General features: G+C 60.9%; 14 protein-coding genes and 1 pseudogene. 5 read left to right on the top strand and 10 right to left on the bottom strand.

Annotated elements, in window-relative coordinates; translation table 11 throughout:
• Positions 1-3 precede the first annotated feature (3 nt).
• The 9 genes from XH85_RS05305 to XH85_RS05265 form a co-directional block, all read right to left on the bottom strand.
• A complete protein-coding gene (locus XH85_RS05305; protein WP_245473892.1) occupies positions 4-297 on the bottom strand; it encodes a gamma-butyrobetaine hydroxylase-like domain-containing protein in 294 nt (97 codons plus the stop codon).
• Positions 298-634: 337 nt separating this feature from the next.
• On the bottom strand, positions 635-1,831 hold the full coding sequence (locus XH85_RS05300) for an acyl-CoA dehydrogenase family protein (protein ID WP_128931044.1): 1,197 nt from the start codon (positions 1,829-1,831) through the stop codon (positions 635-637).
• 23 nt (positions 1,832-1,854) lie between these two features.
• The gene (locus XH85_RS05295) at positions 1,855-2,649 is read right to left on the bottom strand and encodes an ABC transporter ATP-binding protein (RefSeq protein ID WP_128931043.1); all 795 of its coding nucleotides are present in this window, start codon (positions 2,647-2,649) and stop codon (positions 1,855-1,857) included.
• A gap of 69 nt (positions 2,650-2,718) precedes the next feature.
• Positions 2,719-4,041 (bottom strand): ABC transporter substrate-binding protein, encoded by a 1,323-nt coding sequence (locus XH85_RS05290; RefSeq protein WP_420837901.1) that lies wholly within the window; start codon positions 4,039-4,041, stop codon positions 2,719-2,721.
• A gap of 37 nt (positions 4,042-4,078) precedes the next feature.
• Positions 4,079-5,125 (bottom strand): branched-chain amino acid ABC transporter permease, encoded by a 1,047-nt coding sequence (locus XH85_RS05285; protein ID WP_128931041.1) that lies wholly within the window; start codon positions 5,123-5,125, stop codon positions 4,079-4,081.
• A gap of 3 nt (positions 5,126-5,128) precedes the next feature.
• On the bottom strand, positions 5,129-6,019 hold the full coding sequence (locus XH85_RS05280) for a branched-chain amino acid ABC transporter permease (RefSeq protein WP_128931040.1): 891 nt from the start codon (positions 6,017-6,019) through the stop codon (positions 5,129-5,131).
• Complete coding sequence (locus XH85_RS05275; protein WP_128937106.1) at positions 6,019-6,897, bottom strand: ABC transporter ATP-binding protein; 879 nt, start codon at positions 6,895-6,897, stop codon at positions 6,019-6,021. Before XH85_RS05275 ends, XH85_RS05280 begins: the two co-directional genes overlap by 1 nt.
• Positions 6,898-6,964: 67 nt before the next feature.
• Entirely contained in the window at positions 6,965-8,071 is a 1,107-nt protein-coding gene (sfnG, locus tag XH85_RS05270) for a dimethylsulfone monooxygenase SfnG (RefSeq protein WP_128931039.1), read from the bottom strand.
• A 686-nt stretch (positions 8,072-8,757) separates the two neighbouring features.
• The gene (locus XH85_RS05265; RefSeq protein ID WP_164940705.1) at positions 8,758-9,324 is read right to left on the bottom strand and encodes a helix-turn-helix domain-containing protein; all 567 of its coding nucleotides are present in this window, start codon (positions 9,322-9,324) and stop codon (positions 8,758-8,760) included.
• 36 nt (positions 9,325-9,360) lie between these two features.
• Here XH85_RS05265 and XH85_RS44725 point away from each other — a divergent pair, with 36 nt between their 5' ends.
• Positions 9,361-9,588: an MBL fold metallo-hydrolase gene (locus tag XH85_RS44725; RefSeq protein WP_164940704.1), complete on the top strand. Its 228-nt coding sequence runs from the start codon at positions 9,361-9,363 to the stop codon at positions 9,586-9,588.
• A gap of 324 nt (positions 9,589-9,912) precedes the next feature.
• On the opposite strand, the gene XH85_RS05260 is transcribed toward XH85_RS44725, so the two are convergent.
• Positions 9,913-10,122 (bottom strand): hypothetical protein, encoded by a 210-nt coding sequence (locus tag XH85_RS05260; RefSeq protein ID WP_128931037.1) that lies wholly within the window; start codon positions 10,120-10,122, stop codon positions 9,913-9,915.
• A gap of 1,298 nt (positions 10,123-11,420) precedes the next feature.
• On the opposite strand from XH85_RS05260, the gene XH85_RS05250 reads away from it, so the two are divergent.
• From XH85_RS05250 to XH85_RS05240, 4 genes and pseudogenes are all read left to right on the top strand, one after another.
• Entirely contained in the window at positions 11,421-11,642 is a 222-nt protein-coding gene (locus tag XH85_RS05250) for a hypothetical protein (protein WP_128931035.1), read from the top strand.
• Positions 11,643-11,740: 98 nt separating this feature from the next.
• Positions 11,741-11,878, top strand: a pseudogene (locus XH85_RS47790) (SfnB family sulfur acquisition oxidoreductase); the annotation flags it as partial.
• A 616-nt stretch (positions 11,879-12,494) separates the two neighbouring features.
• The gene (locus XH85_RS46090; protein ID WP_245474212.1) at positions 12,495-12,932 is read left to right on the top strand and encodes a response regulator transcription factor; all 438 of its coding nucleotides are present in this window, start codon (positions 12,495-12,497) and stop codon (positions 12,930-12,932) included.
• 207 nt (positions 12,933-13,139) lie between these two features.
• Entirely contained in the window at positions 13,140-13,535 is a 396-nt protein-coding gene (locus tag XH85_RS05240; protein ID WP_128931034.1) for a VOC family protein, read from the top strand.
• Positions 13,536-13,830 lie beyond the last annotated feature (295 nt).

The following is a 13,830-nucleotide window of genomic DNA, read 5'->3' as shown; positions in this document are numbered from 1 at the left end:
ACCTCAGGCTGGCTGCCGTTCTGCGAGTTCACGCAGATAGGACCAGGGGTAGATGCCTCGATCGTGCCCATCGGAGAACGACAGCCGCAATGCATAATTCCCGATCGGCTCGATGGCGGCGACATGAAGTCCCGGCGCAACCGTGAGCTCGATGCCATCCACCTGCCGGCGGATTTCGCTGGCTGCACGGCTCGCCCGACGCAACGTCTCCGCGCGGAGGAGCCGGGTGCCGCAGTCCGGCCAGGTCAACGCCAGTGCGGTAGAATTGTCGCGTAACTCGAGCTGGGTTGGTTGCACGTTCGCCTCGCAATTGTCGCTGTCGCGGCTTTTACGTCGGCACGAGCGGTTGCCGCCCGCAATAAATTGCTTTCGCGCTGCCTTAGCGCGGGGCCGACCGACCCTGCTCGACTGATCCGCATTTGATTTGCTCTCTCTGTCGGAGCGCATCGCAGGCACGGAAAAACCTCTCGCCGCACCGGTTGGCCTCGGCGTCCGAATGCGGCCGACCGCCAGCCCAAGCCGCAGGGGCGCGTGATCCAGAACGGCACGTAATTTCGCACTCCGAAGCGGCTGGTGACGATCAGCTCGGCGAACGTGTCCCAGCGTCCCGCCAACCTGGCGGATTTCCCTCGATCTATTCTCCGCCCTCGTAGAATAGCTCGAGCGGCAGGCCGATCAGCGACTTACCGATCCAGTCCCGAGCAATCACATTCGACGGTCCCATGGCGATGGCTGCGCGCGCGTCGCGGAAGGCGCGCTCGATGGGTCCGCGGTGATAGCCGTAGCCTCCCGTGACCGTGAGTGCCGCTGCCGCGACCTTGTTCGCAACCTCGGCGGCATGAACCTTGAACTCAGTCAGTGGGATCAGGATTTCGCTCTGCGGCTTACCGGCCCGCCAGAGCTCATCCAGCCTTGCCGCGAGCTCCAGGCGCCACGGCCGCAAGGTCTCAACCAGCACCTTGGCCGCACCGAGCTCCTGCCGGATCGCCTGGTAGTCCGACAGGCTCTTGTTTCGATCCTTGTGCACGAAACTCGTGGCGTGCTTGACGGCCGCGTTCAACGCGCCGCGGGCGACGCCTTCCCAGACGGCGCCGAGGCCGATCAGGTAGACCGGCGATACGCCGTCATAGATGATCTCCTTCCCCTGCCCCTCAGTGCCGAGCCGGTCACGCTGCGGCACTCGCACGTTGTTGTAGCGGATTGGCCCTGAGTGATTGCCGCGGACCCCGAGCGCATCCCAGGGCTTGGATTCGATGCCCTTAGACTTGCCGTCGACGATGAAGAAGACGATGTCGGTCTGGTCCTTGGCACCCGGGCTGCGTGTCTGAACGACATAGAAATCAGCTTGGCCGGAACTCGTTGTGAACGATTTTTCTGCGTTGAGGAGATAATTGTCCCCATCGCGCGATGCTTCGGAGAGGTTGTACCACCAGTGTCCACCGGTGGCGCGTTCGCTGGTCGAGTATGTACCAAGCAGGGCGCCATTGTTCGCCTTGAGCCAGCGCTCCTTCTGGTCGTCGTTACCAAACAGGCTGATCGTCTGAGCCGCGCCGACATGCATGACGTAGACGAGACCCGTCGACGCATCGGCCTGCCCGATCCGGTAGGCGGCTTCGGCAAAATCAACATGGCCAAGGCCGAGGCCCCCAAAGCGTGTTTCGTTCAACACGCCGGTCCAGCCGGCCTCCGCCAGAGCTTTTAGGTTCTCTCTTGGAAACCGGCTTTCTAAATCATTGCGATCGGCATTGACCTTTACGGTCGCATCAATCGCGGCATCCAGCCGAGAATAGATGTCAGAATCGATCTTGCGAGCAAGATTGTCGTTAGCCATTGGTCATTCTCCCTTGTGTTTCGTCAAACTGCGACAACGGCATGGATGAGCGGTTTCTCGGCGGCGTCGGTTTGCGGCGAACCGCCGAGGTAAAGAGCCTTGATGCCGTCGCGGCTGTGCAATTGGACTGACGAGCCGGACAGCACGCTGCGGCCGCTCTCAAGCACGACAGCATGGTCGGCAAAGCGCAGCGCCACCGTCGAATTCTGTTCCGCGACCAGGATTGAAAGCCCCTGCTCGCTGTTCAGCTGCTTCAGCGTTCGGAAAATGCCTTCGACAACGAGCGGCGCAAGGCCCATCGACGGCTCGTCCAGCACCAAGAGACGTGGACGTGACATCAGCGCACGGCCGATCGCCGTCATTTGCTGCTCGCCGCCCGATGTGAGCCCGGTGATCGACCTGCGGTGATCCTTCAGTCGCGGGAAAAGCTCGTAGATCTCGTCAAGGTCGCCGCGGATCAGGTGGGACTTTGCATCGCGGCCAATGGCGCCGGTGATAAGGTTCTCCTCGACGGTCAGCGAGGGGAAGCAATGCCGGCCCTCAAGCACCGGAACAATCCCGGCCCGGACCAGCTTCGCGGGCGATGCGGACACGATGTCGCGGCCGTCGAAGATGATGCGCCCGGCCGCCACTTGACCGCGCCGAGCCGGCAGCAGCGCCGAGATTGCCTGGAGCGTCGTCGACTTGCCGGCTCCGTTTGCGCCGAGGACGGCGACGATTTCGCCGCGGCGAACCGCAAACGATACGTCGTTTACGGCGCGAATGGCGTGGTTGTAGGTTGCCGCCAAGCCTTCGATCGAAAGCAGAACGTCACTCATGCCCCGATTCACCCCGCCTGAAAGCTGCGGGAGCCGGGCTCCCGCAGTGACCCAGTTCTTGCCATTTCGCTACTGGCCGACCTGATCATCGCCGGAAGTGCGGATCTTGATGTTGTGCTCCTTCGCATAGGCGGCCGACGATTTCTCGATGATCGGGCGGAGGGATGCCCAATCCGGCGCGATCCAGTCCGAGACGACCTTCCACTTGCTGCCATCCCACTGCTGGAACGTGACGCGGCCGTCCCCTTCGTGATTGTCCCAGGTGACGTTGATCGAATGGAACAGGCCCTTCGCGCCCAGCGCCTCGACCCGTGCCGGGTCGAGCTGGAGGTGCTCAAACCCCCAGCGGACCTCGTCGCCCGTCAAGGTACGCTTGCCGAACTTTGCCTGCGCGATCCGGACAGCTTCGACATTGAGGATGCCGTTTACGATTCCGAGGTTGTGATAGACGCTGCCGATGCGCTTCTTGTCCTCAAGATTGCCCTTGTTCGGGCCATAGACGGTCTTGATCACCTCCTGGAGGACGGGATACTCGGCACCCGAGGCCTGGGTCGTGATTGCGATGTAGCCCTTGGCGGCATCACCGGCGGGAATGACATCCTCTTCGGAGTTGGACCAGACGTTGCCGATGATGTGGTTGGCAGGGAAGCCGACCTTCTGCGCGGTCTTCAAGGCCACCGGATTCATCACGCCCCAACCGCGCAGGACCACGTAGTCGGGCTTGGCTCTGCGGATCGAGAGCCACTGTGATTGCTGCTCGTTGCCGGGGTGCGGGACTTCGATCTGCTCCAGCTCAAAGCCGTATTTGTCCGCCAAGAGCTTGTAGATCGGGATCGTCTCCTTGCCGTAGGGCGAACCATGATAGAGCACGACAATCTTCTTGCCCTGCAGCTTGTCCGCGCCGCCTTCTCTGGAGGCAATGTAGTTCACGATTCCCGACGTTTCGCTGTAGGGGTTGAGCAGCAGCGGAAAGACGTAAGGAAACACACGGCCGTCGGTCGAATCGGTGCGGCCATGATTGATGGTGATCAGCGGCACTTTATCCTTGGTGATGCGATCGATCATGGCGTAGGCGATGCCGACCGAGAGCGGGTTCCAGGCCGCAATCCCGGGACGGCTCTTCAGCCGCTCATAAACTTCGACGCCGCGCTCGACCTCGTACTGGGTCTCACCTTCATCCCAGGTCAGCTTGACGCCATTGACGCCGCCATCGCGGATGTTGATCAGGTTGAGATAGTCGATGAAGCCGCCAAAGAACCCGGTACCGCCGGCCGCATAGGGGCCGACGCGATAGCTCTGCAGCGGAAAGAACTGTTCGTCGGCATGCACCGCCAACGTAGTGGCAAGGCCTACGGCGAGCGCCGCAGCCATCGTGACCTTCAGACGTCTCATCACGTTCATTGCAAGCTCCTTTGGGTTAAGCAAACTCTCAGGTCGGAAGCATTGGGCGCCTGGCAGGCCGGATGGCTACCCACGCGCGGTCCCACAGCGCGATCAGCCCTCGCGGCTCTGCAATCAGAAAAGCGATGATGAGCGCACCGATCACGATGCGCTGGCTCATCTCCAGAACACCCGAATCGAACACGCTGCCGAGCAGCGCGGAGCCGATTCGCGACAGCAGGAGCGGGAACACGACGATGAAGGCAGCGCCGATGAAGGAGCCGCGCAGCGAAGCGAGGCCGCCGATGATGATGATGAACAGGATCTGGAACGAGCGATCCAGATTGAACCCGGCCGGCTCGACCGTGCGCAAATAAGCAAATGCCCAGAGCACGCCGGCAACACCAATGAGGAAGGACGAGATCGCGAAGGCGAGCAGCTTGGTCCGCAACAGCGGCACACCAATCACCTTGGCCGCGGTCTCGTGATCGCGTACCGCGATGAAGTTGCGGCCAGATTGGGAACGCAGGAGTCGCAGCGTCAGCAGGGTCAGCACGACAACGATCGTCAACGAAAAGACGTAACGTGCGGCGGGGCTCGTGAAGCTAATGCTGCCGATACTGAGAATCGGCGCGTCGATCACTCCTGATAGATTGTCGTTGGAGAACCAGCTGAACTTGGTCAGCGCCCACTGCACGAAGAATTGCGCAGCGAGCGTCGATACTGCGAGATAGAAGCCGCGCAACCGCAGGCTAGGGAGCCCGAATACGATCCCGATGGCCGCCGCGACGCCTCCGGCCAGCACCAGATCGACGAGCAGCGGCAATGCCGGGATACGAAGGTGAAGATTGTAGGCGGCGTAGGCGCCGACAGCGAGAAAGGCGGCAGAGCCGAGTGAGACCTGACCGGCATAACCAGTCAGGACGTTGAGCCCTACGGCGGCAAGCGACAGCGCCAGAAACGGCGTGAGCACAGCGTCGAGCAGATAGTCCGTCCCCGCGAGCGGAACGATGCCGTAGGCGGCCACAATCACGAGGCCGATCCACAGCGCCTCGCTGAAGTACCAGCTCGACTTGGCGGAGATGAGAGCCGGCATGACTTACACCCTTTCCACCAGCTTCTGCCCGAACAGGCCCGATGGCCGGATCAAGAGGAGCGCCAGTGCCGCGACGTAGGCGGCCCAGGCCTCGATGCCGCCGCCGAAGAATGGTCCGACATAGACCTCCGCCAGTTTTTCGATGGCGCCGACCAAAAGACCGCCGACGATCGCCCCTGTGATCGAATCGAACCCGCCGAGCACCAGGACCGGCAGCGCCTTCAGGACGACGAGCGACAGCGAGAACTGCACGCCGAGCCGCGCGCCCCATAAGAGCCCACCGACCAGGGCGACGATCCCCGCCACCGTCCAGACCGCGGCCCAGACCCGCGGCAGCCGCAAGCCGACCGCAAGCGCTGCAAATTGATCATCGGCGACGGCGCGAAACGACAGTCCGGTGCGGGTGTAGCGAAAGAACAGCGCAAACAGCGCGACCAGGCTGCCGGCGACCGCTGCCGCAAACAGGTCGAACCGACTGATCAGCACGCCCGCCACCTCGAACGGCGTGTCGCTGATGCCAATGTCGAGGCCATGCACCTGCGTGCCCCACAGAAGCTGGGCTGCGCCCTCGATGACGTAGGAGAGCCCGAGCGTCGCCATGAACAGGGTGATCGGCGGCTGGTTGACGAGTGGCCGCAGCACCAAGCGCTCGGTGGCGATGCCCAGCACGACCATGATGACCAGCGTCGCGGCCAGTGCAGCAAAGAATGGCGCGCCGCGCTCGATGAGGCTGACGAAGGTCAGGGCCGCGAACAGCAGCATCGCGCCTTGCGCGAAGTTGAGCACGCCCGAGGTCTTGTAGATCAGCACGAACCCGATTGCGACCAGCGAGTACATCACGCCCGAAAGCAGCCCGCCGATCAGCACCTCGAGCAGAAACTGATAGTCAAACATCAGATCGCAAGCTCCTTATCGTCCTCATGTGCGACGCCGAGATAGGCGTCGATCACCGCAGGATCGGCACGGACCTGATCCGGCGTACCGTCGGCGATCTTTCGCCCGTAGTCGAGTACGGCCACGCGATCGGACAGCCCCATCACCACGCCGATGTCATGCTCGATCAGTACGATTGCTGCGCCAAAACTGTCGCGAGCGTTGCGCACATGCTGCGACAGCTCTCGTTTCTCGGTGAGGGTCATGCCCGCGAACGGCTCGTCCAACAGCAGGAGCTTCGGCCGCATGACGAGGGCCCGCGCCAACTCGACGCGCTTCTGCAGTCCATAGGATAGCGTTCCAGCAAGGCGGTCACGAACCTCGCCAAGATGCAGAAACCCGATCACTTCTTCCGCGGCCGCGTGGTTCTCCGCCTCGATCCGTCTCGCCAGTGGCGAGCCGACGATCTGCCGCAGAAAACCAGCACGCACGCGATGCGCCAGCCCCATCAGCACATTGTCGAAAACGGAAAGTCCCTTGAAGAGCGCCAGATTTTGAAACGTCCGCGCGACACCAAGGCCTGCCAGCTTCGACGTCGGCACTTCGCGAAAGGAGTGCTCGCCAAACCACACCTCGCCGCGATCGGGCCGGTAAAGTCCACTGACGATGTTGAGGAGCGAACTCTTGCCGGCGCCGTTCGGACCGATCACGGCCAGGATCTCACCCGAAGCGACCTTGAGATCGATCTCGCGTAGCGCTGCGACGCCGCCAAACGCCAGCGAAATGTTCGCAAGTCCGAGCGCTAGCCGCACGGGCGCCTTGGCAGACTCGCCCGCGCCCCCGTCCAGCGCTTCCTCGCGCCTTTCGGTCGATACATCTGCGTAGCGGCGTGGAGGCATCTCCTCCAGCCGATACGCCCCCGCCCCTGTCGCAATCACCGTCACGTGGCTGCCCCTCGCTTTGCGCCTATTCGGCAGCCTGAACGCGTACAGGCCTCCTTGCCTCGAGTTCGCGGACCAGCGGGATCACATGCTTGCCGAAATATTCGACCTCCTCCTGGAAATGCAGGAACCCGAGCAGGATCAGGTCGGCGCCGGCATGCTTGAGCTCGATGATCCGTTCAGCGACTTGCTGCGGCGTGCCGATCAGGTTCGAGCGGAAGCCGTCGTTGTATTGAACGAGATCCTGGAAGGTGGACTTGGCCCAGTTGCCCTCACGCTCGGGGCTGGCGTTGCCGGCGTTCTGGACCTCATGGTGGAAGCCGCGAACTGCATCGGGGATCGCCTTGTCGAGGATCTCCTGCAGCACGTCCTTGGCCTCCTTTTCGGTCTGCCGGACGATGCCGAAGGCATTGATGCCGATCTTGGTCTGCCATCCCTTGCCGAAGGTCTTCTCCTTCGACCTGATGTCCTCGACCTGCGCCTTCAGCCCGTCCGGCGTATTCCCGTTCGTGAAGTACCAGTCGGACACGCGAGCAGCCATGTCGCGGGCGGCGCGCGAAGAGCCGCCCTGGAAGATCTCGGGCAGCGGATCGAGCGGTTTCGGCTTCAGCGAGTACTCGTTGAACCGATAGAAGTCCCCCTTGAGTGTGTAGCTCTCTTCCGTCCAAATCCCGCGCAGAGCATTGATGAACTCCTCCGAACGCCGGTAGCGCTCATCGTGATCGAGCCAGGGCTCGCCGATTGCGTGGAATTCACCGCGGAACCAGCCGGATACAATATTCACCGCAACGCGCGCGTTGGTAAGCTGGCTGATCGTCGCAATCTGCTTCGCCGCTACGGCCGGATTCCATGGCCCGGGAAGGAGAGCGGCGATCACCTTGAGCTTTTCAGTCGCAGCCAGCAGCGCATGCGAGAAGCTGACCGGCTCATGCTGCTTGTCGGCTCCGTAACCCGCCGTGAAGCGGATCTGGCTGAGCGCGTAGTCGAAACCTGCCTTTTCGGCGATCTGGGCGAGCTTCCGATTGTAGTCGATGTCCCAGCCAGTACGCTGCTCGATCGAGGAAATCACGAGGCCGCCGGACACGTTCGGCACCCAGTATGCGAATTTGATCGGTTCGTTGTTCACAGACATCCTGTTTGTCCCTTGAGAATTAGACATACGGCGAAACAGCCGGCGGCTAGAGCGAGGCAGCACCATGCGACAACGCCGCTCAGGACGAGCGAGCGCCGAGGTTACTGCTCAGCCACCGTTGAGGTTGTTGATTTCGATGGAGTTAGAGCGATCTCAGCTCAGATCGCTGCTCCGAATTGAGAGCTCACTCAGGAATGACACGAACACACCAGATCGACAAGCTCGCGCATGATCGAATGCCTCACCTTGTCGAAGATGTTGTTGCGCATCACAAGCGCTCCTGATTGGCATCATTGCCTGATGATCAATCCTCTCAGAGATCATTCGGCCGCGCGAGTCCAAGACGAACTATTTTTCGTCGCGCGGAGATAATCGGCTTCCTTTTATTTCGCCGCACACGCATCGTTTGTTGCTCTGCAGGTGTGGCTAATCATCGCATCGCCGCAAAGAGGCTCTTACAATGGTCGCGGCTGTTTTGGGCGCCTCCAGTATGATCACCTTGGCACTTGGTTCTGCGACTTCGGCGATTTGTTGGAATAGTCTTGTTGCATTCGCCGGCATCTAAGACCAAATGCACTCCCCCAAATAGCTAAAGAGCTTGAATTCGCAATCTAGATGAACGGACCACTGTTCTACAGTCCAATGCAAACACACTTTGCACCGTGCGGTTTAGCTGCTCCGCGATCTTAGCCGCCCGCTCGCGCAGGCATCTGAAAGACCGCCCGATAGCGCATCGGGCTCCTGCCGATCCGGTGTCTGAAATGATGTCTCAGCGTTTCAGCCGAACCGAAGCCGGTCGCGGCCGCGATACTCTCAATTGAGAGCTGCGTCGCCTCAAGGAGTTCGCGAGCCCGCAACACGCGCGTCTGCACCACCCAATCACCGGGCGACATGCCGGTTGCTTCCTCGAATCGTCGGATAAAAGTGCGGCGGCTCATTCCTGCGCGCGAAGCGAGGCGGTCGATCGCCAGGTCCTGATCCAAGCGGTGCTGCGCCCACTCAAACACAGATGCCAGGGCATCGCCGTCGGCTTTTGCGAACGGGTTGGTCGTGCCGCCCCATCGCGAAGGCGGGCAGGCGCAGTATATTCCGTCGAACCGGTGGCGCAATCTCTGGTTCCAAAGAATCTGCCCATCATTTGTCAACCTGGCGACGACACCAAAAGCCGTTCCTTTGGCTTCGAAAAGATCACGCCACTTCACAATCAACTGGATTGGCGCGGCGTCAAGCTGACCCGGCGCGAAGGCCGCCATGGCTTTGGCCCGGTAGTCGACAAGATGGGACCGGTCATGGGCTTTAGCATTGAGCTGAAAGGCGAGCCGCGCCTCTATTGGGCAGGCGACACTGTCCTCTATCTGCCGGTCGAGGAGACAATTCGAAGCACCGATCCGGACATCATCGTCATTCATCCTTCCGGTGCGTTATGGGAGGGTGCGTCGATCGCCATGGATGCCGAACAGGCCGCGACACTCTGCAAGACGTTCCCGCGCCCAATTGTAGTTGCTTACTCATCTTGAGGCTCTTGATCACGCGACCGTCACCCGAGATCACCTTCGGCAGTTTTCGCTCTCCCAGGGAATCGCTGCCGAGCGATTGTTAATCCCTCGTGACGGCGAATTGCTTGACCTCTGCGTTCCTGCCAGTCCACTCGGATAAGGCGCCTGCTCGAATCGTGATACTGCGCAGAACACCTCACTCAGACGCTCACATTTGAAGCAGCACCACATGGGCGGCCCCTTGCTTCTCGGCGACGCCAACGTCATCGCCTTCTTGCATCGTGTACCGGTCGGATTGGGTTCGAGGCTGGATCGACTCGCGTCCGGCCGCGACATGTCCAAATGTCAGGCTAGAGTAGGATTCTCATGCAGCGGCGTCACGTTGGCGGACAGGTCATCAGCCGCCGAAGGCGAGGCTGCAGGCGCCCCTTCTGCGAGGCGCTCCGTCAGCTCAATGACCACACGACGCAGGGCTGCATCGTCTATCCGAAGAAACGCACGCATGAGCCGGAGCCCCTGCAACTCGCGCATCGCTGACGAACTATGGTCGTTCATTTCCGAAGTCCACGGAGCTTCCTGCTGTTAAGCAACGGGTTGCTGGTGTGCATGGCACGCAATGCACTCCGTTAGGGCTTGTCTCGCAATCTCCACGAGCCGCCAGAAGCCGGCGCAGCCATTTCTGGTCAGCCTCTCGCCGGGCGTTGAAGCGATCGACGCATTTCTTGGAGCAAAGGGCCGTTCGCCACCAGTAATGGCGGATCAGCCCGAACCTTCCACCGCACACCGCACAGCACCCTCGGTTTTCGGAGCTATGAGAGCTGTTATGCATTTTTGCCTCTTTTGGCGGACGCTCGTGCGGCAACATCGTGCCCGCACGTAAAGAGCGGCACCGTTTCAGCTAAATCTGGCTGCATTTACGGGCACCGGGCGCACGAGCTCGGCTCTTTTGTGCGCCCTCGTGGCGAAGCGATACGCTCGATCGCGATGCGTCGCCCGATTGATCGACGACTGTAGTCAGGTTTTCATCTCGATTGATGCAATGAGAAGCGCTGAAGAGACAAAATCCTGCGCTCATGCATACTTTTCCGGCGTTTTTCGCCGGAAGCTTCCTTGGGGTAGCAGCATTCCACCTGCACTCGCGAGCCTATCCTCCTGGATGTCAGAAGACGGACTACCCGACATTGCCGAACGTTCCCCACTAAAGCGTGCCGGAAGCGAGCTAGCAACAGCAGGTTGGCAACGGAGACACCTTGGTGAACGTGTTCCGCAGCGAATTCAGGAAGTCGGGCGTTCGAGTTGAAGAACGAGAGGCGCAATGTGATCCGGGGCTGGCCACGCTAGATCCGCGGTTGCGAGCGCTCTTCGAGCAACGGCTGCCTCGCGGCGTTCTGATGTTGCGCCCTCAGCGAGACCGCGAATCTCAATGACTGGATGTCGCCGGGCGAGCTGCTGGGGTATCGCTAGAAGCCGGGTCAACTCATGATCGGCAAGCTCGGCGATACGTTCTTGGGCCATCTCGATGACTGGCCGATCGTATCGGTTACTGGCACACGCGCGATCACTTCTCTGTAGATGGAACGCTGATGGGGCCGGAAGGCAGTCCTGGATCGATCGCGCGGAGCGACGCTGCCGTGTCCGCGCTACGCCAATCTCCTGGCGCGTCGCTCTGTGCCCGCCGCAGCTGACTGCCTGGATGACTGAAGAAATGGGCGGCTATCGCGAGCTCCCGCGTGAAAAGTCTTTGCTACGTGGCCGGGACCTTACAGAACGCGTGTTGTTTTGTTTGGCGAGAGCTAGTCGGCCGTCAAGGCCGAACTACTATAGGACGCGACAATCGAAAGCGGATTTTGCAGGTGGCAGAAAGCACGAATTCGACAAAGATCATTGATCTGGATGCGTATCGGTCGATGCGGCGCCAGCGGAAGATTTGGAACCTCGCCGGACCGGGGGAAAACGCCGCCGCAGGCCCGTCTATGAGCGGCTTTGCAATGCCGCTCTTCTGGTTCTGGCCAACATGGTTCTGGGTCCCGATGGGCGCGGCGGTGACGTCCGCGGTGGGATGGGACGCTTCATGAGCCACGGCAGCGTCGCTTGTGCATTCGCCATCTCTTGCCTACCTGGATGTACCGGCCGTCCTCGGGCGTAATCCGCGGCGCCTGCGAACGAGCCGGGGACATTCGCGGGCCTCACTCTTGATCGGCACTGGCGCTGCGCGCGCACGCATACACTGCACGATCTCGTGCGATGGAAGTATCATTTGATCGGCAACCATGTGCTGAACGATAAGAACCGGCCACTCCATAATTGGGCTCAAGGATTCAATGTCCTGGTCAGACCCGAACACCATCGACTGGCATTCACGAAGAGCAAGTTGGCCCTCGCGTCGGAGGACGCTTCAAAAAAGGAACAATCATCGCTAAAAACCGACACTCAACCTCTTAGCAGACGCCTGCAGCAGGCATCTCGAACGCACGGCAAAGTCTCGGGGACAACTCCCCCGCCACAGATCAACTCGCGACGCTACAGCCTATCGGGCGGATAGTGACAATGCAGCAGCACCCGCCTCTTCGCCCGTCCCAGCGGACACTCGTGCTTTACACATATCGGGCCGGATTTCTGCGCGGCACCGTATCGATCGCATGGCCAGCTTCTCGAGCGCCGTAGTTACGAACCAGCCTTCGCACGAACGTTCACACGGATTTGTCTCCTTGAGGGAAGGAACACGGAAAGTGTGAACTCTGGCCCCGCAGCAATGTCACGCCGCTGCACTAGGATCGGTTGATTGCATTTGAGCGAGTTCGTTCTTCATAGAAAAGAGAATTGGACGAGGAGATTTTGGGCCATGAGTACAAGCCCGGCGACGATTTATGTGATTGACGACGACGAGCACCTTGCTTGGAGATCTCTGCCATGACGCTGGATTCGAGGTGAGGCTGTTCAGCTCGACGGACGAATTCTCAGCGGAGCAGCTCTGCGAAGGCCCATCGTGTCTGGCGCTCGACGTCCGCTTTCCCGGAACCTCGCCAACGGGGCTTGATCTGCAGCGAACGCTTGCCGCCTCCGGAGTCTCGGTTCCGATCGTGTTCATCAGCGGCCATTCCGATGTCCGCATCTCTGTGGAAGCGACGAAGCTCGGGGCAGTCGATTTTTTGCCCAAGCCGTTTCGCGAGCAGGAGTTTCTTGACGCGGTGCGGCTTGGGGTGGAACGCGACCGCATGCGGCTGGAGCGCGAGCTCGTCGTGCGCGAAGCCCGGCGGTGCTTCGACGAGCTTACGGTACGCGAGCGCGACATCTTGCTGCTAATAGCGGAGGGACGGGTTGCCAAGCAGATCGCGGCCACGCTGAATGTCAGCGAGGTGACGTGAAGGTGCGCCGCGCGCGCATGATGCGAAAGCTGCAGCTGCGCTCGCCGATCGAGGTGGTGAGACTCGTCGACAACATCAGGCCATACGTTGCGACGGCTCGCCAAGGCGCCGTTGCATCGAACGGAGCCGACCCGTCCGCGCGGCTTCTACGCGGCTTGACATCGGCATGAGCGATAAGATCTCGAAGAGCTACCAGGGAGTCCATCCATGAAGATACTCAACATCCTGACACGGCGTTACCTGCCAGTGGATGAACTGGATGCCGCCGTCGCTTTCTATGAGGCTCTGATTGGTCAGAAGGCTCGTCTTCGCTTCGATTACCCCGAGTACGACTTGAGACTGGCGCAGGTCGCATCGATCTTGTTCATCGCCGGACCCGCACAAAGTTTGACGCGGTTCACCGCGACTCACATGACGTTCATGGTCGATGATATCGACGCCTTCGCTGCCCATCTTCCGACGGTTGGCGCGACGGTGCTGGAAGCTCCCAAGCTGGTGCCGACCGGCCGCAACATGCTGGTGCGCCATCCGGATCAGACACTCGTCGAATACGTCGAACATCGGGACAAACATCCCGCAGATGTACTTCCGTCAATCTCGTGATCCGGCACCGGCGCAGACTTGCCGCCGGCGACGCCCTCCTGGAGTGATTGGGCAAGGCCCGGAGAGGCGCCGTCACGGCGGCCCGCAAAGTTAGCCTGTGCTAGTCCTCCAGATGACGGAACAGGTTCTTGTCGAACGGGCACATCTTGGCCGCACACGGTCACGGACCGGGCCTTGTTTCAGGCCTCACCTATCTCGGGTAGATCGTTGGCATAGCGCGCACGCAAGGCCTGCGTAACGGCATCGATCCTGGACGGTCCGGCGACGACTTTCAGCCTGGTCTCGGCATTCTCTT

This window comes from Bradyrhizobium zhanjiangense (assembly GCF_004114935.1).
GTDB classification, from domain to species: domain Bacteria; phylum Pseudomonadota; class Alphaproteobacteria; order Rhizobiales; family Xanthobacteraceae; genus Bradyrhizobium; species Bradyrhizobium zhanjiangense.
The sequence above is the reverse complement of the archived record's forward strand: the minus strand, read 5'-3'. Positions and strand labels throughout refer to the sequence as shown.

What these genes read in the sequence shown, in the direction of transcription:
- XH85_RS44725 (WP_164940704.1), top strand. Translation starts at nt 9,361, where the DNA reads ATGGGCTTTAGCATTGAGCTGAAAGGCGAGCCGCGCCTCTATTGGGCA.
- XH85_RS05260 (WP_128931037.1), bottom strand. Translation starts at nt 10,122, where the DNA reads ATGAACGACCATAGTTCGTCAGCGATGCGCGAGTTGCAGGGGCTCCGG.
- XH85_RS05280 (WP_128931040.1), bottom strand. Translation starts at nt 6,019, where the DNA reads ATGTTTGACTATCAGTTTCTGCTCGAGGTGCTGATCGGCGGGCTGCTT.
- XH85_RS05295 (WP_128931043.1), bottom strand. Translation starts at nt 2,649, where the DNA reads ATGAGTGACGTTCTGCTTTCGATCGAAGGCTTGGCGGCAACCTACAAC.
- XH85_RS05300 (WP_128931044.1), bottom strand. Translation starts at nt 1,831, where the DNA reads ATGGCTAACGACAATCTTGCTCGCAAGATCGATTCTGACATCTATTCT.
- sfnG (WP_128931039.1), bottom strand. Translation starts at nt 8,071, where the DNA reads ATGTCTGTGAACAACGAACCGATCAAATTCGCATACTGGGTGCCGAAC.
- XH85_RS05275 (WP_128937106.1), bottom strand. Translation starts at nt 6,897, where the DNA reads ATGCCTCCACGCCGCTACGCAGATGTATCGACCGAAAGGCGCGAGGAA.
- XH85_RS05285 (WP_128931041.1), bottom strand. Translation starts at nt 5,125, where the DNA reads ATGCCGGCTCTCATCTCCGCCAAGTCGAGCTGGTACTTCAGCGAGGCG.
- XH85_RS05240 (WP_128931034.1), top strand. Translation starts at nt 13,140, where the DNA reads ATGAAGATACTCAACATCCTGACACGGCGTTACCTGCCAGTGGATGAA.
- XH85_RS05265 (WP_164940705.1), bottom strand. Translation starts at nt 9,324, where the DNA reads ATGGCGGCCTTCGCGCCGGGTCAGCTTGACGCCGCGCCAATCCAGTTG.
- XH85_RS05290 (WP_420837901.1), bottom strand. Translation starts at nt 4,041, where the DNA reads ATGAGACGTCTGAAGGTCACGATGGCTGCGGCGCTCGCCGTAGGCCTT.